The following is a 23026-nucleotide window of genomic DNA, read 5'->3' as shown; positions in this document are numbered from 1 at the left end:
TTTGCCCCGCTTCATCCAACTACTTCCTAGGTGACAAATCAACCACCACCCCACACGATTTGTACCAAATCGCTCAAACAAGCAGGCGCTTTTACCCGCGCCAGCGCCACCCGTCGGCATGCTTGAAGGGGATCGGTGGCATCTTGGTAAGGTTGGCCGAAAGGAAAAGCCATCCACGGGAATGATTGAATCCGTCTGGCAAAGATTTACCGAAGCGGGGCAGTTTCAAACTTCCAGACAATTTCGACTCACCCCTATCCCTTCGACGCGCGCCGGGCAAAACTGGCGGCACAGGTATTAAGCGGCTGCCTGTTTGAGCGCCGTTACGCAAGAACGGCGTGAGTTCAGCCGCGCCTGTGGCGACGGATTTTGCCCGGGGTTTCGCGCGACGCTGGGTCGCCTTTTCTTTGGGTACTTTCTTTTCGGCGAAGCAAAAGAAAGTACCTCGCCAGCGGGGCGAGACCCGCAAACTTGGCGGGTAGAGAACAGATTCGGCGGACAACGCCTTGGCGTAAGGTTGGCCGAAGAGACATGCCTACCAAGCTGCCGGATTGGTTTTGACCGTTGTTTATGCAGGCTTGGAGGCAGCTTCGCCCCTTCCGCGCGTCGGACGGGAAACGCTGTTGCAACTTGCAATAAAAAAACCCGCCTGCGGCGGGTTTTTCTTATCAAGCCAGCTTCACCAGCTGCGCCTTGATCTTCTCCAACTTATCCGTAAACTCCGCCACCTGCGCCCGGTCGCGCTCCACCAGATGCGCTGGCGCCTTGTCCACATAGCCCGGCTTCTCCAGCTTGGCGGTCAGCTTGGCCAACTCCGCCTCCACCTTGCCCTGCTCCTTGGTCAGGCGGGCCGTCTCAGCAGCCTTGTCCACCTCCACCTTCAACATCAGGCGAGCATTGCCAGAGAGGGCTACCGGCGCATCGTCCGCCGGCAGCGCGGCCACGATGCTGCCTTCGGTCAGGCGGGCCAGCAGCTTCAGGTAAGGGATGAAGTCCGCTACCGAGGCATCGCTGGTTTCGATAAACAGCGGCGCCTTGACGGCCGGGCCGATGCCCATTTCGCCGCGCAGGTTGCGCACTGCGTTCACCAGATCCTTGAAGGCGTCCATGCGGGCATTGGCTTCCGCGCTGATCTTCTCCGGCGCGGCTACCGGCCAGGCAGCCAGCATGATGGAGTCGGTCTTCTTGGCGTTGGCCAGCGGGGCAACGGTTTGCCACAGTTCTTCAGTGATAAAGGGCATCAGCGGGTGGGTGAGGCGCAGCGCCACTTCCAAAACGCGCACTACGGTGCGGCGGGTGGCGCGCTGCTGGGCTTCGTTGCCGTTTTGCAGCTGCACCTTGGCCAGTTCCACATACCAGTCGCAGTACTCGTTCCAGATGAACTCGTAGATGACCTGGGCGGCGATGTCGAAGCGGTAGGTTTCCAGCGCGTTGGTGACGTCGGCTTCGGCCTGTTGCAGGCGGCCGATGATCCACTGGTCCACAAAGCTGTATTCCAGCGGCAGGCTTTCGTCCTGACCGCAGTCCTTGCCTTCCACGTTCATCATCACGAAGCGGGTGGCGTTCCACAGCTTATTGCAGAAGTTGCGGTAGCCTTCGGCGCGCTTGAAGTCGAAGTTGACGCTGCGGCCCAGCGTGGCGTAGCTGGCCATGGTGAAACGCAGGGCGTCGGTGCCGTAGGCGGGAATGCCTTCGGGGAACAGCTTTTCGGTGGCCTTGGCGATGGCCGGGGCTTTTTCCGGGCGGCGCAGGCCGGTGGTGCGCTTTTCCACCAGCGGGGCCAGCGCGATGCCGTCGATCAGGTCAACGGGGTCAATCACGTTGCCTTCCGACTTGGACATCTTCTTGCCTTCGTGGTCGCGCACCATGCCGTGGATGTACACGTCGCGGAACGGCACCTTGCCGGTGAAGTGCTTGGTCATCATGATCATCCGGGCCACCCAGAAGAAAATGATTTCGTAGCCGGTAACCAGCACGTTGGAGGTGAGGAAGGCGTTGAGTTCCGGCGTTTCTTCCGGCCAGCCCAGCGTGGAGAACGGCACCAGCGCGGAGCTGAACCAGGTGTCCAGCACGTCCTGTTCGCGACGCAGCGTCTTGCCCGGGGCCTTGGCCTGGGCTTCCGCTTCGGTGCGGGCGACGACGATGTTGCCGTCTTCGTCATACCAGGCCGGGATCTGGTGACCCCACCACAGTTGACGGGAAATGCACCAGTCCTGGATGTTTTTCATCCACTGGTTGTAGGTGTTGACCCAGTTTTCCGGGATGAAGCGCACTTCGCCGGATTCCACCGCGTCGATGGCTTTCTGCGCGATGGACTTGCCGGTGGCGTCGCCCTCACCCACCTTGCTCATGGCCACGAACCATTGGTCGGTAAGCAGCGGTTCGATGACGGTGCCGGTGCGGTCGCCGCGCGGCACCATCAGCTTGTGCGGTTTGGTGTCCAGCAGCAGGCCTTGCGCTTGCAGGTCGGCCAGCATGGTCTTGCGCGCTTCAACGGTGCTGAGGCCGGCGTAGGCGGCCGGCAGGTCAATGGCGCCCTGGGCGCTGCCGTCAAAACCGAACACCTGGGCGCGGGCCAGGATTTTGGCTTCCAGGCTCATCACGTTGATAAGCTGGGTGTTGTGGCGCTTGCCGACTTCGTAGTCGTTGAAATCGTGAGCCGGGGTAATCTTGACGAAGCCGGTGCCGAATTCCTTGTCGACGTAGTCGTCGGCGATGACGGGAATGGTACGGCCGGTCAGCGGCAGTTGCAGTTGCTGGCCCAGCAGGTGCTGGTAGCGTTCGTCTTCCGGATTAATGGCCACGGCCACGTCGCCCAGCAGGGTTTCCGGGCGGGTGGTGGCGACAGTGACGAATTCATCGCTGCCCACCACCGGGTATTTGATGTGCCACATGTGGCCGTCTTCTTCCTCGGAAACCACTTCGAGGTCGGAGATGGCGGTGCCCAGTTTGGCGTCCCAGTTGGAGAGACGCTTGCCGCGATAGATCAGGCCTTGCTCGTACAGGCGGACGAAGACTTCGGTCACCACGTCGGCGCGCACGTCGTCCATGGTGAAGTATTCACGGCTCCAGTCCACCGAGCAGCCGACACGGCGCATCTGGCTGGTGATGGTGCCGCCGGATTTTTCTTTCCACTCCCACACTTTGGCGGTGAAGGCTTCACGGCCCATGTCGTGGCGGTTGACGCCTTGTTCGGCCAACTGGCGCTCTACGACAATCTGAGTGGCGATGCCGGCGTGGTCGGTGCCCGGAATCCACACCGTGTTGTCGCCCTTCATGCGGTAGTAGCGCGTCAGACCGTCCATGATGGTCTGGTTGAAAGCGTGGCCCATGTGCAGCGTGCCGGTGACGTTGGGCGGCGGCAGCTGAATGGCGAAGGAAGGCTTGGCGGTGTCCATGCTCGGCTTGAAATAGCCGGCCTGTTCCCATTGATCGTACCAGCGGCGCTCGATGTCGCCCGGTTCAAAGCTCTTGGCAAGTTCCATGGTGTGAATCGTGATTCTTCAGAATGGCGAAAAAATGGGTTGATTATACCGCGTTTCGCCGCTTTCTCATCGCGCCGCGCCGAGAATCCCCAGCGCGCGGCGCGCGGCATTCCCAGAACAACGGTTTGCCATCCGCCCTTTTACTCTGTCATTCATGATTTACACTGTCAGTGAGACACTGGAATATATGCCAATTGCAGACAATCAGAATTTGAAAGCCTCCACTACATGAGTACGACCCCACGCGTACTGGTCATTGAAGACAGCCTGATGTTGATAAGGCCGCTCTGCCGCATGGTGGCCAAGCAGGATTACACGCCGGTGCCGGTCACCACGCTGGCCGAGGTCAAGGCAGCGCTAGCGGAAAACCCCTCCTTCATGGCAGCGGTGGCCGACTATTGCCTGCCGGACGCCATCAACGGCGAGGTGTTGCCGGTGCTGCTGGAAGCAGGCATCCCCACCGTTGTGCTCACCTCGCACAACGACATGACCACCCGCGAGAAGGTGCTGGCTATGCCAGTGGTGGACTACATCCCCAAGGAAAGCCCTTCCGCTTTCGAATACGTGATGAAGTTGCTGCGCCGCATCCGGTTGAACCCGGCCACCAAGGTGCTGGTGGTGGACGACTCGCCCGCCGTGCGCACCTATCTGCGCCAGCAGTTGGCGCGGCATTTGTATCAGGTGCTGGAGGCGGAGCACGCAGAGCAGGCCATGGCGGTGCTGCGCGAGAACAAGGACATCCGGCTGATTCTGACCGACCACGACATGCCCGGCATGGACGGGGTGCGCATGACCAGCACCATACGCCGCTTCATGGACCACACCAAACTGGCCATCATCGGCATTTCCGGCAGCCAGGACCCCACCATGACCGCCCGCTTCATCAAGGCCGGAGCGGACGATTACCTGCAGAAACCCTTCAACTTTGAAGAATTTTTCTGCCGGGTGACACGCAATATCGAATTTGTGGAAAACCTGCAGGCACTGAAGGATTCCGCCAACAAGGACCCCTTGTCCGGCTTGTCCAACCGCCGCCACTTTTTTGAAAAAGTACAACAGCTGAACAGCGGCTACAGCGTAGCCATGCTGGACATCGACCACTTCAAGCGCATCAACGACAACTACGGGCACGACATTGGCGACGCGGTGATCGTGCATACCGCCCGCCTGATGGAAGCACAATTTCCTTATGACCTGGTGGCACGTTTCGGCGGCGAGGAATTCGTGGTACTGAGCCGCACCACCGACGCCGCCGCCTGGCTGCGCAGGCTGGACCAGCTGCGCGAATCGCTGGCCCATCTGGTGGTGGACACGCCGCGCGGCGAGTTGAACTTTACCGTCAGCATCGGCCTGGCTGGCAGCGAAACGCCGGACATCGTTCAGCTGCTCAAGCAGGCGGACGAACGGCTGTACTACGCCAAGCAGCGCGGTCGCAATCAGGTGTGCCAGAAGCGGCCGGGCGAAAGCGGAGACTGGGATGTCTCGCCGCTGACATGAGCGCCGGCGCACGCAAAAAGGGGGCGGATTATCCGCCCCCTTTTTCTTCGGCCAACCTTAGCCTAGCGCCCGCGATTGAAACCGCCGCCCAACCACCTCGACAAACCGGGCCAGGCAGCCCCGACGCGGCGGCGCACAAAGCAGGCGCAAGGCCGGGTCAAGGGAGGTGTGTCTTAGCGCGGCAGACAAAAATCAGCACACGACAGAGGCAAGGCGGGCCGACCCAAGCAGTACTGGAGTACGGCACGCTGGCGCAACGCAACATCAGGCATTTTGTTGGCCGCTCTTAATGCGCCGAAGCCCTGGAAAACAGGTTGATCACCGCCACGCCGCCCATGATCATGGCCATGCCCAGCACGGCAGGGGTGTCCAGCTTCTGGCCATACAACTGCCAGGCCACAATGGACACCAGCACGATGCCCACACCGGACCAGATGGCGTAAGCCACCCCTACCGGCACGCTGCGCAGCGCCTGCGACAGCATGTAAAAGGCCAGTACATAACCCAGCGTGGTCACGGCAGACGGCCAGAACCGCGTGAAACCGTCGGTCATCTTCATGGCCGAGGTGGCCACCACTTCTGAAACGATGGCCACGGCGAGAAATCCCCAGGCGTTCACCTTACTCTCCATTCATGCAAAGCCTGTCAGCATGCCGACGCTTCATGACACGTTGACGAAGCAGGTCGTAAACGAGATTGAAAACGTAGGTATACGGCAGGAAGAAAACAAAGAAACCGACATCCAGCAGGAACGCCTCCCACCAGGACACGTTCAGCCACCAAGCCGCCAGCGGCACCAGCGCAAACACCAGACCGCCTTCAAACAACAAAGCGTGAGCCACCCGCAGCAAGGGCGTGCGGCGCAGACCCCAAGCCTTTTCCGCCTTATCGAACAGGGCGTTGAACACCATGTTCCACAGCATGGCACTGCAAGACATCATGAAGGCCAGCCAGCCCATCTCGCCCATCCCCTTACCCATCAGCCATGCCGCCAGCGGCACCAGCATGATCATGGCGCAAACCTCATAGAGCACGGCGTGAAACACTCGCTCCATTAGAGTTTTATCCTGTTGCATGTGGCCTCCTTGCCGTATCGCGAATGTGGAATGGCTGACATTTTGATGGGTTTATCGGATAGTTATAAGATAAAACTCATCGGAGAAACCGATATGTCAGCATCAATCGATGCGCTGCAGGCCTTCAGCACCGCCGTAGAAACCGGGTCGTTTTCCGCCGCCGCGCGGCGCTTGGGAAAAAGCCAGTCCACCATCAGCGAAGCCATCGCCAACCTGGAAATCGACCTTGGAGTAGAACTGTTCAACCGCGCTGGCCGCCAGCCGGCACTGACCTCTGCCGGCCAGCAACTGCTGGCGCAGGCGCGGCAAGTGCTGCAAGCCAGCGACGGCCTGAACCGTCTGGCCAGCCTGCTTGGCGGCGGGCTGGAACCACGCCTGACGCTGGCGCTGTCAGAAACCTTCCAGTCCGCGCCTTTCGAGGCGGTGATACGCCGCTTTGATGAACAGTTTCCCGAACTGGAGCTGGAGTGCCTGGTGGCGGAAAAAGAAGACGTGATCGACCTCATCCAGACCGACCGCGCCCAACTGGGCTTTGTCTCTGCGCTGCCGGCCTATCCGGCAGGCATCGGGCACCGCCGCCTGCGCGAGGCCAGCCGCAGCCTGGTGTATGTGGCGCGCCATCACCCGCTGGCCGCAGAAACCGCGCTCACGCCAGAGAGGTTGGCCGAACACCGCGAGCTGCGGCTCAACACTTATTACGGCCCGCCCGCTCCCACCATCGGCACCCGCTGCTGGTCGGCCCCGAGTTATCTGTTGCTGCTGGAAATGACGAAGCTGGGCTTTGGCTGGGCTGATCTGCCGGAGAGTCTGGCCAACAGTTTCGGCGGCGGGGAATTGCAGGCGCTGGCGGTAGCGGGCTGGCCACGCCGGCTGGAGATCGACCTGGTGTGGTCGCAACGGCGCGCGCCGGGACGCGCGGCCGCCTGGATGCTGGACAAGCTGTTGTCAGAAGAGGCTCACACCGCCTTGTAAAGCGCCTTGTCGAACCAGCGCGTGGGCAACAGCCGCTTGAGATACCAGAACACCTTGGTAGGAGTGGTAACGCGATAGCGCGCCGCCGGGCGGCGGCTGGTCAGCGCACGGTAAACATCCGCCGCCACCGCTGTGGCCGGCAAGGTGAAGGGCGCTGCATGGCCTTCTTTCTTCAGGCGCGCCAGCTGCTGCCGGTAAGCCTCGCAATGCACGCTGGCCTCGGCGTCGATATTGGCGAGGAATTTCTGCAGCGCATTGGGACGGAAGCGGCTTTCAATCGGCCCTGGCTCCACCAGCGACACATACACCCCGCTGCCGGTCAGCTCCTGGCGCAGCGTGTCGCACAGGCCCTCCATGGCAAACTTGCTGGCGTTGTAAGCGCCGCGCCAGCGCATTGCGGCAAAACCCAGAATGGAGCTGTTGAACACGATGCGGCCATGCCCCTGCCGCCGCATCAGCGGCAACACGGCGTTGGTGAGTTCCCACGCGCCAAACAGATTGGTCTCGAACTGCTGGCGCATGGCGCTGCGGGAAACATCCTCCACCGCGCCGGGCTGGCCAAAACCGGCATTGTTGAACAAGGCGTCCAGCCTGCCGCCGCTCAGAGCCAGCACCGCATCCAGCGCCGCGCGGATGGAAGCGCTGTCGTCCACATCCAGCGTCAGGCTGTCAAAGCCCTCTTCGGCCAACCTTGCCGCATCCTCCGCCTTGCGGCAGGTGGCGAATACCCGCCAGCCGCGCGCCTTCAGATAATGCGCCGTGTGGTAGCCGATGCCGCTGGAGCAGCCGGTGATGAGCACGCAGGGTGCCTGAGCCATGATCTCTCCCGTTGTGGATGGTTTGCCGGCACACTACACCAATCGCACGTCGCCGACAAAATTGCCGGGCCGGCGGCGAAATGCACTAAAATGGCCGACTACCGATTTGACGCGCAAGGAACCCGCCATGGCGAAACCCGCCAAAGCAGCCGCCACTTTCGAGACGGCGCTGGCCGAACTGGAAGACATCATCCAGTCGATGGAAAGCGGCGACATGCCGCTGGAGACCGCGCTGGCCTCGTACAAGCAGGGCATCGAGCTGATCAAGCTCTGCCAGGGCAAACTGGCCGACGCCGAGCAGCAGCTGAAGATTCTGGAAAACGACGAACTCAAACCGCTGGACCTGCCGAATGGCCAATGACTCCTTCATCGGCTGGATGACCCGCATCCAGCAACACATGGAAACCGCACTGGCGGCTTTCCTGCCGCACGCCGACACCCTGCCCCCCCGCCTGCATGAGGCCATGCGTTACGTGACGCTGGGCGGCGGCAAGCGCGTGCGACCGCTGCTGGCTTTCGCCGCTGGTGAAATCACCGGCGCCTCGGAAGACAATCTGGCGCGCGTGGCCGCCGCGCTGGAAATGGTGCATGTGTACTCGCTGGTGCACGACGACATGCCCTGCATGGACGACGACGTGCTGCGCCGCGGCAAGCCCACCTGTCATGTCGCCTACGACGAGGCCACCGCCCTGCTGGCCGGCGACGCCCTGCAAACGCTGGCCTTTGAAACCATCAGCGCCCCCATGGCGGGCGTGGAGCCGGCCAACCAGCTGGCCATGACCCACCTGCTGGCGCGCGCCTCCGGCCACGCCGGCATGGCGGGCGGACAAGGCATCGATCTGGCCAGCGTGGGCCAGGCCCTCAGCCTGCCCGAACTGGAATTCATGCACATGCTGAAAACCGGCGCGCTGATTCGCGCCGCCGTGCTGTTGGGCGCGCTGGCGGGCAAACCGCTGAGCGCCGAAGAAAAAGACCGCCTGGACATCTTCGCCAAGCGCATCGGCCTCGCCTTTCAGGTGGTGGACGACGTGCTGGACTGCGAAGCCGATACCGCCACGCTGGGCAAGACCGCCGGCAAGGACGCCGCGCACGACAAACCCACCTACGTCAGCCTGATGGGCCTCTCCGCAGCCAAACGCTTTGCGCGCGAACTGCGCGACGAAGCCTTCGCCGCGCTGGAAGGTTTCGGCGCATCCGCCGACCGGCTCAAGGCCATGGCCGATTACATCGTGGCACGCTCGTTCTAACCGCAAGAAGAACAACAATATGTATCCGCTGCTTGAAACCATCGACACCCCCGCCGACCTGCGCAAGCTGGGCCGCCAGCAACTGCCGCAACTGGCCGCCGAACTGCGCCAGTTTCTGGTGGATTCCGTCAGCAAGACCGGTGGCCACTTCGCTTCCAATCTCGGCAGCGTAGAACTGACCATCGCCCTGCACTACGTCTTCAACACCCCGGACGACCGCCTGGTGTGGGACGTGGGCCACCAGACCTACCCGCACAAGATTCTCACCGGCCGTCGCCTGCGCATGGACACCATGCGCCAGAAAGGCGGGCTGGCGGGCTTTCCCAAGCGCGAGGAATCGGAATACGACACCTTTGGCGTCGGCCATTCCTCCACCTCCATCGGCGCGGCGCTGGGCATGGCGGCCGCCAGCAAGATGCTGGGCGCGGATCGCAAATGCGTGGCCATCATCGGCGACGGCGCGATGACCGCCGGCCAGGCCTTCGAGGCGCTCAACAACGCCGGTGCGATGGATACCGATCTGCTGGTGATCCTCAACGACAACGATATGTCGATCTCGCCCAATGTCGGCGCGCTCAACAACTATCTCGCCAAGCTGATGTCCGGCCGCTTCTATGCCGCCATGCGCGAAGGCTCCAGCAAGGTGCTGGGCATTGCGCCGCCGCTGCGCGAGATCGCCAGCAAAATGGAAGAGCACGTCAAGGGCTTCTTCACCCCGGGCACCCTGTTCGAAGAATTCGGCTTCAACTACATCGGCCCGATCGACGGTCACGATGTGGATGTGCTGGTGGATACGCTGAAGAACATCCGCAGCCTGAAGGGCCCGCAGTTCCTGCACATCGTCACCAAGAAGGGCCACGGCTACAAGTTGGCCGAAAACGACCCGGTGAAATACCACGGCGTCACCAAGTTCGACCCGCTCAACGGCCTGGCCGGCTCCAAGAGCGGCGGCAAGCCGCAGTACACGCAGATTTTCGGCGACTGGATCTGCGACATGGCCAAACTGGACCCGCGCCTGGTGGGCATCACCCCCGCCATGCGCGAGGGCTCCGGGCTGGTGCGCTTTGAGAAAGAGCACCCGGACCGCTACTTCGATGTAGCCATCGCCGAACAGCACGCCGTCACTTTCGCCGGCGGTCTGGCTTGCGACGGCGCCAAGCCGGTGGTGGCCATCTACTCCACCTTCCTGCAACGCGCCTACGACCAGCTGATCCACGACGTGGCGCTGCAAAACCTGCCGGTGATGTTCGCCATCGACCGCGCCGGCCTGGTGGGCGCCGATGGTCCGACGCACGCAGGCGCTTTCGATCTGTCCTTCTTGCGCTGCATTCCCAACATGACGGTCATCGCACCGTCCGATGAAAACGAATGCCGTCAGTTGCTGTACACCGCCTTCCGCATGGACAGCCCCACCGCCGTGCGTTACCCGCGCGGCGTGGGTCCGGGCGTGGAAATCCAGCAGGACATGCAGGCGCTGCCCGTCGGCAAGGGCGTGGTGCGTCGCCGCGGCAAGAAAATCGCCATCCTCGCCTTTGGCAGCATGGTGAGCCCGGCGCTGGCCGCCGCCGAAGCGCTGGACGCCACCGTGGCCGACATGCGCTTCGTCAAACCGCTGGACGCCGCGCTGGTGCGCGAGCTGGCCGACAGCCACGACGTGGTGGTGACCGTGGAAGAAAACGTGGTGATGGGCGGCGCGGGCTCGGCCTGTCTGGAAGCCATGCAGGCGATGGGCATTGCCCGTCCCGCCCTGCTGCTGGGCCTGCCGGACGACTACGTCGAGCATGGCGATCCGGCCATTCTGCTGGCCGATTGCGGCCTGAACGCCGCCGGCATCCAGCGCAGCATCGACAACTGGTTGGCCGAAGCCTGACGCAGCCGCCCGGTCCGGGCTCATGACGTGATGTGACAGACAACCCGCAGCGCCATGGGAGGCAACAACAATGAGCGGCATGGACCCGGCCAGCTGGATCACCCTCAAAGGCAGCCCCTTCGAAACCCTGCCGCTGTTCGCCACCAGCCTTGCCATCGGCCTGCTGATGGGCGTGGAACGCGAACGCAAGCGCCATGTACTGGCCGGCATCCGCACCTTTCCGCTGGCCTGCCTGCTGGGCACCCTGGCCGCGATGCTGGACGGCGTCGGCAATCTGCCGCTGTTGCAAACCGCCGGCTTCATCGCCGTCAGCCTGTTCGGCTTCCTGCCGGAACACAACGGCCACAGCGAACCCAATGAACCGCGCGAGCCGCGCACCACCACCATCGTCGCCTTGCTGGTGGCCTATTGTCTGGGCGCGCTGGTATGGCGCGATATGGGCGGCCTGGCGGTCGCGCTGGGCATCGTTACCACCAGCCTGCTGTATCTGAAACCCGAACTCACCGGTTTCTCCCACAAGCTGGATCGCCGGGACCTGCTGTCCCTGCTGCAGTTTGCCGCGCTGTCCTCCATCGTGCTGCCGCTGCTGCCCAATCGCGCCTTCGGCCCCTATCAGGCGCTCAACCCGCACCATATCTGGCTGATGGTGACACTGATCGTCGGCATCGGGCTGGTGGGCTACCTGGCGGTGAAAATCCTTGGCGAACGCATCGGCGGCCCGCTGCTCGGCCTGATGGGCGGGCTGGTATCCTCCACTGCCACCACGCTGGTCTACGCGCGCGAAGCCCGCACCAACCCGGCTTCGGCCAACCTTGCCGCCTCCGTCATCTTGCTGGCCAATCTGGTGTTGTTTGCGCGGCTGACCCTGCTGGCGGCGGTCATCGACCTGGCGGCGCTACCCAGCGTGGCGGCCATCATGCTGCCGGCGCTGCTCGCCGGACTGGCGGCGTCACTGTGGCAAACGCGACAGGCCGGCGCCGGGCAAAACCAGCCGGAACTCACGCTGAGCAACCCTTCCGAGCTGAAAATCGCCATCGGTTTCGGCCTGATGTTCGGGCTGGTGATGTTCTGCGCCGCCTGGCTCAATGCCGAATTCGGCAGCAAGGGGGTATACGTGGTGGCGCTGATTTCCGGCATCAACGATGTGGACGCCATCACCCTCACCTCGCTCAACCTGTTTGCCGAAGGACGGCTTGACGGTCAGCAGGTGGCCACCGCAGTGGCGCTGGCGGTGCTGGCCAACAATATCTTCAAATTCAGCCTGATGGCGACGCTGGGCGGCAAAGCGCTGGCGCGCCGCTGCCTGCCCACCCTGCTGCTGGCCACGTCCGCCATGCTGATAGCGCTGGCGGCGCTGCTCGCCGGGCACTGACAAGCGGCTGCTTTTTGGCCATCATGGCGCATTGCCATGCCAAGGCCATGAGATGATCGCCCGCACCCTTTCCTTGCTGGATCGCCGACTGCTGAGCTTTGCCCCCCGCGGCGGGCTGACCGGCACGAGCCGTTTTCTGGCCGAGTTTTTGGCCTTCGGCCTGAAAAACGCCCGCGCCTGCCTGTTTGTCGGCCTGTTCTTCGCCAGTGTGTTTCTGACGCCGCGCGCCGGCTTGTTCGGCATGGCCCGCTACGATTTGCTGTTGCTGGCCGCGCTGCTGATACAGGCCGCCATGCTGGCGCTCCGGCTGGAGACGCTGGACGAACTGAAAGCCATCATGCTGTTTCACGCAGTGGGGTTTGCGCTGGAAGTATTCAAGACCTCCTCCGGCATCCAGTCCTGGAGCTACCCGGACCCGGCCTTGACCAAACTGTGGGGCGTGCCGCTGTTTTCCGGCTTCATGTATTCCGCCATCGGCAGCTACATCATCCAGGCTTGGCGCTTCTTTGATCTCAGGCTGGAACATCATCCGCCCTACTGGATGGCCACCTTGCTGGCCGTGCTGATCTACGCCAACTTTTTTACCCATCACTTCATCGGCGATTATCGCTGGTATCTGGCCTGCTGCACGCTGGGCCTCTATGCCCGCGCCACCGTGGTATTCACGCCGCTGGACAGGCCGCGCCGCATGCCGCTGCTGCTGTCCTTCGTGCTGATCGGTTTTTTCATCTGGCTGGCGGAAAACATCAGCACCTTCTTCGGTGTCTGGCGCTATCCCAACCAGTTGGGCGCCTGGTCGGCGGTGCACATCGGCAAATGGAGTTCATGGTCGCTGCTGGTGATCATGACCATCACCATCGTCATTCACCTCAAGCACATCAAGGCCAGCATCCACATCCCGCGCTAAACAGGGCCTTCAGACCCGGCCGGCCATCTCGCCGATGGCGGCGTGAATTGCCGCCGCCGTGGCCTGCGGATGCTCCAGTGGAAACAGATGGCTGCCGTCCTGATGACGCACTGCCATGCCAAAATGGCGGCGCATGAAGGCGATGTCCGCCTCGCGCATCACCGAGGACGCCGTCCCGGCGATGAAGGCCGCCGGCACCTTTAACTGCCCGCGATACCTCGGAAAGTCGTGCGGCAAGGTAGCGTAAATGGCGTGCTCTACAACCGGGCGAAACCGCAAGCGGCGGCCACCTTGCCCGTTGTCTTCCGTGCCGTACCGGGCGTAATCGGCCAATACATCGGGATCAAACCGCGCAAAGGCCGGCTTGCGGGCGAAATAGTCGCGCACCATGTCCACCGACGCCCAGTTGTCGCGACGGCGCAGCGTATTGCCGCCGGGCGTGACGCGATCGATGAAGCCGAGCCTCTTGGCCAGCCAGATGCCGAAGGAGCGGCGCGGCCCCATCAAGGGCGAATCCAGAATCACCAAACCCTTGAAGAGATCGGGTCGCCGCAGCGCGGCATAAGTCATGATGAAGCCGCCCAGCGAATGCCCGACGCCGATGATCGGCAAGCGGTAGTGTTGTTCGATATACTGTAGGGCTTCGTCCACCAGCCTTGGCCAGCAATCGGTGACAGGAAACGCCGGGTCGTGTCCAATGGCGTCCATGTAGCCCACCTGGTAGTGGTCGGACAGCGCAGCCAGCATCTTCCGGTACACAGGCGCCGGAAAACTGTTGGCATGCGCAAAGTGAATGGTGTCTCGCATGATGTGATGTCAGCCTTTTATCGTGGCGCCGTCGGCGCATCTCCCGGTTTGGGGATGTGGCTTGGCGCAATGGCCAGTCGCTCTTGACGCTTTCCTCGTCGGACGATGGTAACGCAAAACAGGCTGCCGTCATGCGTTTGTCCCGGAACCCCACAGCCCCGGGCCGGTCAACCCTGCTCTACAACGCAAGCTGGAAATCATGTCGCAGTCCTTGAAAACCGCCTTCGGCCAACTCCTGCGCGCCCGCCGCCTGCTGACGGCGGCGCTGTTCGCCACCTTGTGCGCGCTGTCCGGACTGGCTGCCGCCACCGTCAATCAGGAAGACCTGCTGCCGCCGGAAAAAGCCTTCCCGGCGCGCGTGGAGCGCGACGGCGACCGTCTCGCCATCCATCTGGACATCGCCGACGGCTACTACGTCTATCGTGATCGCATCGCCATCAGCACCGAGCCGGCCGGCCTTGCCGGCACGCCGGTTTTACCCGCAGGCAAGGAAAAGCAGGACCCCTTCTTCGGCAAACAGGTGATCTACCTCGGCAAGCAAACCATCGCGCTGCCGCTCAAGCCCGGCGCGCCGGAAAAATTCCGCCTCGATTTCCGCCTGCAAGGCTGCTCCACCGCCGGCGTCTGCTACCCGCCCTACACCCATCATCTGGACATCAGCGCTACCGGCACCGCCGACAAAGCCGGCGGCTGGCTGGCGGAGGCTCAACCGCGGGGAAAGCCTGCTGCCGGCGGCAGTGATCTGGGCAAACAGGGCTGGTTGACTACCCTGGGCGCCTTTCTGCTGGCCGGCATCGGCATGGCGTTCACCGCCTGCATGTACCCCTTGCTCCCCATTGTTTCCTCCTTGATCGCCGGAGAAGGCCAGCACCTCACCCGGGGGCGCGGGTTCATCCTGTCTTTCGCCTATGTGCAAGGCCTGTCGGTGAGCTACGTGGCCATTGGCGTCATCGCCGGCCTGACCGGCTCGCTGCTGACCGTCTGGCTGCAACAGCCGGCGGTGATTTTGTCCGCCAGCGCACTGATGGTGGTATTTGCGCTGTCGATGTTCGATCTCTACAGCATCCAGCTGCCCTCCGCCCTGCAGTCGCGACTGGCCGACAGCTCCAACCGCCTGAGCGGCGGCAAACTGGCCACCGTGTTCGGCATGGGCGTGTTGTCCGCGCTCATCATCGGTCCCTGCGTGGCGCCGCCGCTGGCGCTGGCGCTGGGCTACATCGGCAGCACCGGCGACGCCCTGCTGGGCGGCGCGGCCCTGTACGCCATGGCGCTGGGGCTGGGCTTGCCGCTGATCCTCATCGGCACCTTCGGCGGCCATGTGCTGCCGCGCGCCGGCGGCTGGATGAAGGCGGTGAAATCGGCCTTTGGCGTAGTGATGCTGGGCGTGGCGGTATGGATGGCCACCCCCTTCCTGCCGGCTTATCTGGTGATGTTGCTGTGGGGCTCGCTGCTGATCGGCTCCGCCGTTTTCCTCAAGGCATTCGACACTCTGCCGGTCAATGCGCACGCGCTGCACAAGTTGGGCAAGGCGGCGGGGCTGCTGCTGTTCCTTGCCGGCACAGCGCAACTGGCTGGCGCTTTTGCCGGCGAAACCGACCCGCGCTACCCCTTGCGCTGGCTCTCCGGCCGCCCAGCCCTGGCGGCCGAAGCCGGCGCGCTGCCCTTCCAGCCCGTCAGCAGCATCGGCGATCTGGATCGCCGGTTGGCCGAAGCAGGTGCCAAAGGCAAACCGGTGTTGCTGGATTTCTATGCCGACTGGTGCGTTTCCTGCAAGGAAATGGAAGCCGACACCTTCGCCGATGCCAAAGTGAACGGGCTGATGCGCGGCTACACCCTGCTGCGCGCCGACGTCACCGCCAACCTGCCGGCGCATCAGGCCTTGCTCAAACGCTTTGGCCTGTTCGGCCCGCCGGGCATCATCCTGTTCGACAAGAACGGCAAAGAAGCCGACCGTGTGATCGGCTTCACCGATGCAGCCCCCTTCGCCGAACATCTGCGCAAAGCGCTGCCCTGAGCCCGACAGCCGGCGATAGAGCGCGCACGCTACTCAGGCTACAATGCTGGGCGGGTCGCAAGGTCCGCCCAGCATGTTGACACGCCCCCGCTCGCACCCCTGCAAGGCAAGAGCGGGGGATCGGGATCATAAACAAAGCTGCGGACTGCGCCAGCGTCATGACAAGGCCCGGCGTTGCCGGTACTTTGCAGGCGAACCGCTTCGCCGTGTCGGCATCGCAAGCTCCGCCCTTTTTCATTCGCTTCGGGATCGCCACGATGAGTTCCAAGCCCTTTACCGGCTTCAGCATCATGACTGTGGCCAGAATCGCCTTGCTGGCGATGCTGGTCATTTCCTGCCTCAAGGTCATTCAACCCTTTCTCGGCGCATTGACCTGGGCCGCCATCATCGCCATCTCAGCCTGGCCGCTGCACACCAAGCTGCGGACGCGTTTCAATGGCCGCGCCAAGCTGTCGGCACTGCTCATCGTGCTGTTGCTGGCGCTGACCCTCGCCATTCCCATCGGCCTGATGGCAATGACCCTGGCCGATACCGTGCCGCAGGTCAGCAATATCAACCAGGACTTGAGCGCCTTTCACCTGCCGGACGCCCCGCAATGGCTGAGCAACCTGCCCCTGGTGGGCAGCGGCCTGACCAAGTTCTGGCAAAGCGTGCAGGCCGATTTGCCAGGCTTCTTCGAGAAGATCCGCCCCACCATGAACAAGGCGGCGGTGTGGATTCTGGAAAGCGGCGCCAGCGCCAGTCTCAGCATGCTGGAAATCGTACTGGCCATCATCATCGCAGGGGTCTTGCTGATCAACGGCGACGCGCTGTGGGACGGTGCGGAACGGATCATCGTCAAACTCGGCGGCGAAACCGCCGACAAGCTGCCGGAAGTGATCGCCCGCACCATCCGCAGCGTCACCACCGGCGTGGTGGGCACGGCGCTGGCGCAGACGGTGCTGTGCGTCATCGGCCTGTTGATTGCCGGCGTGCCCGGCGCCCTGGTACTGGGCTTCCTCTGCTTTGTGGTGGCAGTGGCGCAGATGCCCACGCTGATTGTCTGGCTGCCGGCTGCCGGCTGGGTGTTCTATCAGGGCCATACCGGCATGGGCGTGTTCCTGCTGCTGTGGGGTTTCCTGCTGGTGAACACCATCGACAACGTGCTCAAGCCGCTGCTGATCAGCCAGGGCGCGCAAATGCCGCTGTCCATCATCTTCATGGGCGTTATCGGCGGCCTGCTGGCCTGGGGGCTAGTGGGCCTGTTCATCGGCCCTACCCTGCTGGCTGTCGGTTTCACCCTGTTCAAGCACTGGCTGGAGCCGGAAGATCAGGCCTGCGAACACCAGCCCGCAGCCGATCAATAGCACCGCCGCAAACCTTGCGCGCAAGAAAAAGCCGTGCCCCGCAAAGGGACACGGCTTTTTTTCGGCTTCGGCCAACCTTGCCCTGTGCGAGCGACTACAGCAGCTCCAGCGCCACTGCGGTAGCCTCGCCGCCGCCGATGCACAAGCTGGCCACGCCGCGCTTGCCGCCGCGCTGACGCAAGGCATTGAGCAAGGTGATGATGATGCGCGCACCGGATGCGCCGATGGGATGGCCCAGCGCGCATGCGCCGCCGTGCACGTTTACCTTGCCATGGGGCAGATCCAGATCGCGCATGGCGGCCATGGTCACCACGGCGAAAGCTTCGTTCACTTCAAAAAGATCCACCTCGGCCGCGCTCCAGCCGGTTTTGGCGAACAGCTTTTGCATGGCACCCACCGGGGCGGTGGAAAACCAAGACGGCTCATGCGCATGCGTGCTGTGACCCGCGATGCGGGCAATGGGCTTCAGGCCGCGCCGCGCGGCTTCGCCCGCGGTCATCAATACCAGCGCGGCGGCGCCGTCGGAGATGGAGCTGGCGTTGGCGGCGGTAACGCTGCCGTCCTTGCGGAAGGCCGGCTTGAGAGTGGCGATTTTGTCCAGACTGGCCTTGAGCGGTTGCTCGTCGGTGTCCAGCACCTCGTCGCCCTTGCGGCTCTTTACCGTGACCGGTGCGATCTCATCGCGGAACAACCCTTCGCGTATGGCGTTTTGCGCACGCGTCAGCGAGGCGATGGCGAAGGCGTCCTGCTCCTCGCGGCCAAAGCCGTAACGATCAGCGCACATCTCGGCGAACACACCCATCAACTGGCCTTTCTCGTAAGCGTCCTCCAGGCCGTCCAGAAACATGTGATCCTTGATTTCGCCATGTCCCAAGCGAAACCCGCCGCGCGCCTTGGGAATGAGATAGGGTGAGTTGGTCATGCTTTCCATGCCGCCGGCCACCATCACCCTGGCCGAGCCAGCCAACAGCAGATCATGCGCCAGCATCAGCGCCTTCATTCCGGAACCGCACATCTTGTTGATGGTGGTGCAGCCCGCCGATACAGGCAGCCCGGCCCCCAACGCGGCCTGGCGCGCCGGCGCCTGTCCCTGGCCGGCCGGCAGGACGCAACCCATGATCACCTCTTCCACGTCGGCCGCCGGCACGCCGGAGCGCTCCAGCGCGGCGCGGACGGCCACCGCGCCCAGTTCGGCCGCTTTCAGCGACGAGAACATGCCCTGAAAACCGCCCATGGCGGTACGGGCCATGCCGACAATGACAATGCTGTCCTGTTGCATCTCTGCTCCTTAAAAGTGGCTGATGGCGGATGGACTCCGCCGGATGCCGGGCATCGCCCGCCTCAAGCGTCGGGCAGGCGTTTATCCAGTGTCTTTTCGCATTGCGCGCGCAGCTGGCCGATCTCGCCCAGCACCACGCGGATGTCTTCCATTTGTTCCTGCAACTGCTGCTCCTTGCGCGCCAGAATGCGTACGAACTCCTGCAGCTGCGGCGCGTCGTCGCGGGCGGCGTCGTACAAATCGAACAATTCTCGGATTTCCTGCAAGGACAGGCCAATGCGCTTGCCGCGCAGGATCAGCATCAAGCGCACCCTGTCGCGACGACGGTACAGCCGGCGCTGGCCATCGCGCTCCGGCTCGATCAGACCCTGATCCTCGTAAAAGCGGATGGTGCGCGTGGTGACGTCGAACTCGCGCGCCAGATCGGTAATGCTGAATATCTGCTGCTTCATCGCCCCGCTCCATCCACTGTCGTCCGGTGTGCAACAACGCACACCCCCTGTACGGCATTGTGTGTTGACGTTGACGTTAACGTCAAGCTAAGGTGAGAAAAACCAGCCACGAAAGAAACGCGATGAATGTGCAACAAGTAGGCGTAATCGGCGCAGGCACCATGGGCAACGGCATTGCCCAGGTTTTCGCCATGAAGGGCTTCGAAGTCATCCTGGTGGACGTCAGCGACGCCGCCTTGCAAAAAGGCCTGGCCGCCATCGGCAACAGCCTGGGACGGCTGGTGAAAAAAGGCGCGTTGGCCGAAGGCGCGGTAGCCGGCATCCTGGCCCGCATCCGCCCCGCCACCGCGCTGGCGTCCCTGGCCGCCTGCCAGCTGGTGGTGGAAGCCGCCACCGAAAACCCGTCCATCAAAGAAAGCATCTTCCGCGAGCTGGACAAGGCGGTGCCAGCCGACACCGTGCTGGCCTCCAACACTTCCTCCATTTCCCTCACCCGCATCGCCGCCTGGGTCAGCCAGCCGCAACGCGTGGTGGGCATGCACTTCATGAATCCGGTGCCGGTGATGCAGCTGGTGGAAATCATTCGCGCCGTGCAAACCAGCGACGACACTTGGGCACTGGTGTACCAGCTGTCCGAAGCGCTGGGCAAAACGCCGGTGACGGTGAAGGACGGCCCGGGCTTTGTGTCCAACCGCATCCTCATGCCGATGATCAACGAAGCCGCCTTCGCCCTGTACGAAAACTTGGCCACGCCGGAAGACATCGACACCGTGATGAAGCTGGGCATGAATCACCCCATCGGCCCGCTGGCGTTGGCCGACCTGATTGGCCTCGACACTTGCTTGTCCATCATGGACATCCTTTATCACGAATTCCGCGACAGCAAATACCGCGCCTGCCCGCTCTTGGCGCAACTGGTGTCCGCCGGCCACCTGGGCCGCAAGAGCGGACACGGCTTTTACCAATACGACGCGGCCTGATCCGGCCGCGCCGGCACCCTGGAGGCATGCAGATGACCCAAGCCGTACCCACCGTGAAGTTGCTGATCAACGGCGAATTCGTCGAGTCCCGCACCAGCGAATGGCGCGAGGTGATCAACCCCGCCACGCAGGAAGTGCTGGCGCGGGTGCCGATGGCCACCGAGGATGAAGTGGAAGCCGCCATTGCCGCCGGCCGCGCCGCGTTCAAAACCTGGCGCAAGACCCCCATCGGGGCCCGCGCCCGCATCTTTCTCAAATACCAGCAGCTGATTCGCGAGCACATGAAAGAGCTGGCCGCCCTGCTTACCGCCGAACAGGGCAAGACCCTGGCCGATGCCGAGGGCGACATCTTCCGGGGCCTGGAAGTGGTGGAGCACGCCGCCAGCATCGGCAATCTGCAACTGGGCGAATACGCTGAAAACGTCGCCGGCGGCGTGGACACCTACACCGTACAGCAGCCGCTGGGCGTGTGCGCCGGCATCACGCCATTCAACTTCCCGGCCATGATTCCGCTGTGGATGTTCCCGATGGCCATCGCCACCGGCAACACCTTTGTGCTCAAGCCCTCCGAGCAGGACCCGATGGTCACCATGCGACTGGTTGAGCTGGCGCTCCAGGCCGGCATCCCGGCCGGGGTGCTGAACGTGGTGCATGGCGGCGAAGCCGTGGTGAACGCGCTGTGCGACCACCCCCACATCAAGGCGGTGTCTTTCGTCGGCTCCAGCCGCGTCGGCACGCATGTCTACCAGCGCGCCAGCCTGGCCGGCAAACGCGTGCAATGCATGATGGGCGCGAAGAATCACGCCATCGTGATGCCGGATGCCAACAAAGAACAGGCGCTCAATCAACTGGCGGGCGCGGCTTTCGGCGCGGCCGGCCAGCGCTGCATGGCGCTGTCGGTGGCGGTGCTGGTGGGCGAAGCAAGGTCGTGGATTCCCGAGCTGGTAGCCAAGGCGCGCAGCCTGACAGTGGGCGCGGGCAAGGACAACCCGGATCTGGGCCCGCTGATTTCCTGCGCCGCCCGCGAACGCGTGGCCAGCCTGATCGCCAAGGGCGTGGAACAAGGGGCGACGCTGGAGCTGGATGGCCGCGAGGTGACGGTGCCGGGCTTTGAAAACGGCAACTTCGTCGGCCCCACCATCTTCTCCGGTGTGAAAACCGGCATGGCTGTCTACGAGCAGGAAATCTTCGGCCCGGTACTGTGCCTGATGGAGGCCGACAGCCTGGAAGCCGCCATCGACATCATCAACGACAACCCCAACGGCAACGGCACTGCCATCTTCACCCAGAGTGGCGCGGCCGCCCGCCGTTTTCAGGAAGACATCGACGTGGGGCAAGTGGGCATCAATGTCCCCATCCCGGTGCCAGTGCCGTTGTTCAGCTTTACCGGCTCGCGCGGCTCCAAGCTGGGCGATCTGGGCCCCTACGGCAAGCAGGTGATCCTGTTCTATACCCAGACCAAGACGGTGACCAGCCGCTGGTTTGACGATGAAGCCAGCAGCGGCAAGGTGCACACCACCATCAGCCTGCGCTGACCCACGGGCCGCCTGCCGGCGGCCGCACTCGCCGGCGACGCTGTGCTGCGCGCCGGCTTGCGAGGACGATTCATGGACTTTGCACTCAACGAAGAACAACAAGCTTTTCAGGACAGCGCGCGCGAATTCGCCGCCAGCCGCCTCGCCCCTTTCGCCGCAGAATGGGATGCGGAAGAAACCTTCCCGGTAGACATCATCCGCGAAGCCGGCGACATGGGCTTTCTGGGCCTCTACACCCCGGAAGCCTACGGCGGGCTGGGGCTGTCGCGGCTGGACGCCGCCATCGTATTTGAAGAACTGGCCGCCGGCTGCACCTCCACCGCCGCCTACCTCACCATCCACAATATGGTGAGCTGGATGATCGCCAGCTTCGGCAAACCCCAGCTGGCCGAAGCCTGGGTGCCGCGCATGGTCAGCGGCGAGCTGTTGGGCAGCTACTGTCTCACCGAGCCGGGTGCCGGCTCCGACGCTGCCTCCCTCAAGACCCGCGCCGAGAAAAAGGGCGAGGTTTACCTGCTTAACGGCAGCAAGATGTTCATCTCCGGCGCCGGCAGCACCGATGTGCTGGTGGTGATGGCCCGCACCGGCGGCCCCGGCCCCAAGGGGGTTTCCGCCTTTGTGGTGCCGGCCAATGCGCCGGGCGTCCAGTACGGCAAGAAAGAAAAGAAAATGGGCTGGAACAGCCAGCCCACCCGCGCCATCACGTTCGACAATGTCGAAGTGCCGGCGGAAAACCTGCTGGGCGAAGAAGGCATGGGCTTTGCCTACGCCATGAAAGGGCTGGACGGCGGGCGCATCAACATCGCCACCTGCGCTGTGGGCACCGCCCAGGCCGCACTGGCCGCCGCGCAGCGCTATGTGCAGGAACGCCAGCAGTTCGGCCAAGCCTTGGCCGAATTCCAGACCGTGCAGTTCCGCCTCGCCGACATGTTGACCGAATTGGTGGCCGCACGTCAGATGGTGCGACTGGCCGCATTCAAGCTGGACAGCGGCAGCCCGGACGCCGGCGCGTATTGCGCCATGGCCAAGCGCTTTGCCACCGATCAAAGCTTCAACGTAGCCAACAACGCGCTGCAACTGTTCGGCGGTTATGGTTATCTGCGAGACTTCCCGCTGGAGCGCCATGTGCGCGACGCCCGCGTGCACCAGATTCTGGAGGGCACTAATGAAGTGATGCGCATGATTGTCGCCCGGCAGCTGCTGAAGGACGGCGCGCTGGAAAACCTGCGTTAAGAGCGGTAAACAAACCCTGATGCTGCGTTGCGCCCCCTGCCGTACTCAAGCAGCCTGCGTCGGCGCGGCTCAGGGTCCGCATCAAGTTTTGTCAGCGGCTCCAAAACACCCGGCACGGGTTTATCGACGCAGCCTG

General features: G+C 63.3%; 19 protein-coding genes. 12 read left to right on the top strand and 7 right to left on the bottom strand.

Translation table 11 applies throughout. The features are described 5' to 3' along the window. Window positions 1-668: 668 nt before the first annotated feature. Window positions 669-3485 (bottom strand): valine--tRNA ligase, encoded by a 2817-nt coding sequence (locus Q0P52_RS07005; RefSeq protein ID WP_293813685.1) that lies wholly within the window; start codon window positions 3483-3485, stop codon window positions 669-671. Window positions 3486-3713: 228 nt separating this feature from the next. Here Q0P52_RS07005 and Q0P52_RS07000 point away from each other — a divergent pair, with 228 nt between their 5' ends. Continuing rightward, window positions 3714-4982 carry a diguanylate cyclase gene (locus Q0P52_RS07000; protein ID WP_293759931.1) on the top strand — a complete coding sequence of 423 codons (1269 nt, stop codon included), beginning with the start codon at window positions 3714-3716 and terminating at the stop codon, window positions 4980-4982. Window positions 4983-5268: 286 nt separating this feature from the next. Here the strand turns inward: Q0P52_RS07000 and Q0P52_RS06995 are convergent, their stop codons facing one another. Then, on the bottom strand, window positions 5269-5601 hold the full coding sequence (locus Q0P52_RS06995) for an SMR family transporter (protein WP_293759933.1): 333 nt from the start codon (window positions 5599-5601) through the stop codon (window positions 5269-5271). Between the two features lies 1 nt (window position 5602). Beyond that, window positions 5603-6058 (bottom strand): multidrug/biocide efflux PACE transporter, encoded by a 456-nt coding sequence (locus Q0P52_RS06990; protein WP_293759935.1) that lies wholly within the window; start codon window positions 6056-6058, stop codon window positions 5603-5605. A 93-nt stretch (window positions 6059-6151) separates the two neighbouring features. On the opposite strand from Q0P52_RS06990, the gene Q0P52_RS06985 reads away from it, so the two are divergent. Beyond that, window positions 6152-7030 (top strand): LysR family transcriptional regulator, encoded by an 879-nt coding sequence (locus tag Q0P52_RS06985; protein WP_293759937.1) that lies wholly within the window; start codon window positions 6152-6154, stop codon window positions 7028-7030. On the opposite strand, the gene Q0P52_RS06980 is transcribed toward Q0P52_RS06985, so the two are convergent. Continuing rightward, complete coding sequence (locus Q0P52_RS06980) at window positions 7015-7848, bottom strand: SDR family oxidoreductase (protein WP_293759939.1); 834 nt, start codon at window positions 7846-7848, stop codon at window positions 7015-7017. The two genes, Q0P52_RS06985 and Q0P52_RS06980, sit on opposite strands and share 16 nt — an antisense overlap. A gap of 127 nt (window positions 7849-7975) precedes the next feature. On the opposite strand from Q0P52_RS06980, the gene Q0P52_RS06975 reads away from it, so the two are divergent. The 5 genes from Q0P52_RS06975 (at window position 7976) to Q0P52_RS06955 (ending at window position 13244) form a co-directional block, all read left to right on the top strand. Then, window positions 7976-8209, top strand: coding sequence for an exodeoxyribonuclease VII small subunit (locus Q0P52_RS06975; RefSeq protein WP_293759941.1), 234 nt, complete (start codon window positions 7976-7978; stop codon window positions 8207-8209). 16 nt (window positions 8210-8225) lie between these two features. Next, window positions 8226-9095: a farnesyl diphosphate synthase gene (locus Q0P52_RS06970; RefSeq protein ID WP_293760355.1), complete on the top strand. Its 870-nt coding sequence runs from the start codon at window positions 8226-8228 to the stop codon at window positions 9093-9095. A 19-nt stretch (window positions 9096-9114) separates the two neighbouring features. After that, a complete protein-coding gene (gene dxs, locus Q0P52_RS06965; protein WP_293759943.1) occupies window positions 9115-10965 on the top strand; it encodes a 1-deoxy-D-xylulose-5-phosphate synthase in 1851 nt (616 codons plus the stop codon). Window positions 10966-11035: 70 nt separating this feature from the next. Continuing rightward, a complete protein-coding gene (locus Q0P52_RS06960) occupies window positions 11036-12337 on the top strand; it encodes an MgtC/SapB family protein (protein WP_293759945.1) in 1302 nt (433 codons plus the stop codon). Between the two features lie 55 nt (window positions 12338-12392). Then, entirely contained in the window at window positions 12393-13244 is an 852-nt protein-coding gene (locus Q0P52_RS06955; RefSeq protein ID WP_366061968.1) for a DUF817 domain-containing protein, read from the top strand. Window positions 13245-13253: 9 nt separating this feature from the next. On the opposite strand, the gene Q0P52_RS06950 is transcribed toward Q0P52_RS06955, so the two are convergent. Further along, window positions 13254-14051, bottom strand: coding sequence for an alpha/beta hydrolase (locus tag Q0P52_RS06950; RefSeq protein WP_293759949.1), 798 nt, complete (start codon window positions 14049-14051; stop codon window positions 13254-13256). 199 nt (window positions 14052-14250) lie between these two features. Between Q0P52_RS06950 and dsbD the strand changes: the two genes are divergently transcribed. Both dsbD and Q0P52_RS06940 read left to right on the top strand, forming a co-directional pair. Beyond that, window positions 14251-16065: a protein-disulfide reductase DsbD gene (gene dsbD / locus Q0P52_RS06945; protein ID WP_293759975.1), complete on the top strand. Its 1815-nt coding sequence runs from the start codon at window positions 14251-14253 to the stop codon at window positions 16063-16065. Between the two features lie 257 nt (window positions 16066-16322). Further along, the gene (locus Q0P52_RS06940; protein ID WP_293759977.1) at window positions 16323-17411 is read left to right on the top strand and encodes an AI-2E family transporter; all 1089 of its coding nucleotides are present in this window, start codon (window positions 16323-16325) and stop codon (window positions 17409-17411) included. A 94-nt stretch (window positions 17412-17505) separates the two neighbouring features. On the opposite strand, the gene Q0P52_RS06935 is transcribed toward Q0P52_RS06940, so the two are convergent. Next, the gene (locus Q0P52_RS06935; RefSeq protein WP_293759979.1) at window positions 17506-18690 is read right to left on the bottom strand and encodes an acetyl-CoA C-acyltransferase; all 1185 of its coding nucleotides are present in this window, start codon (window positions 18688-18690) and stop codon (window positions 17506-17508) included. 62 nt (window positions 18691-18752) lie between these two features. Next, a complete protein-coding gene (locus tag Q0P52_RS06930) occupies window positions 18753-19142 on the bottom strand; it encodes a MerR family DNA-binding transcriptional regulator (RefSeq protein ID WP_293759981.1) in 390 nt (129 codons plus the stop codon). A 122-nt stretch (window positions 19143-19264) separates the two neighbouring features. Between Q0P52_RS06930 and Q0P52_RS06925 the strand changes: the two genes are divergently transcribed. From Q0P52_RS06925 to Q0P52_RS06915, 3 genes are all read left to right on the top strand, one after another. After that, complete coding sequence (locus tag Q0P52_RS06925; RefSeq protein WP_293759983.1) at window positions 19265-20122, top strand: 3-hydroxybutyryl-CoA dehydrogenase; 858 nt, start codon at window positions 19265-19267, stop codon at window positions 20120-20122. A 32-nt stretch (window positions 20123-20154) separates the two neighbouring features. Beyond that, the gene (locus Q0P52_RS06920; RefSeq protein WP_293759985.1) at window positions 20155-21657 is read left to right on the top strand and encodes a CoA-acylating methylmalonate-semialdehyde dehydrogenase; all 1503 of its coding nucleotides are present in this window, start codon (window positions 20155-20157) and stop codon (window positions 21655-21657) included. Window positions 21658-21729: 72 nt separating this feature from the next. Beyond that, window positions 21730-22890, top strand: a complete 1161-nt coding sequence (locus Q0P52_RS06915) for an acyl-CoA dehydrogenase family protein (protein ID WP_293759987.1) — start codon at window positions 21730-21732, stop codon at window positions 22888-22890. Window positions 22891-23026 lie beyond the last annotated feature (136 nt).

This window comes from uncultured Aquitalea sp. (assembly GCF_945957525.1).
In the GTDB taxonomy this organism is placed as follows: domain Bacteria; phylum Pseudomonadota; class Gammaproteobacteria; order Burkholderiales; family Chromobacteriaceae; genus Aquitalea.
The sequence above is the reverse complement of the archived record's forward strand: the minus strand, read 5'-3'. Positions and strand labels throughout refer to the sequence as shown.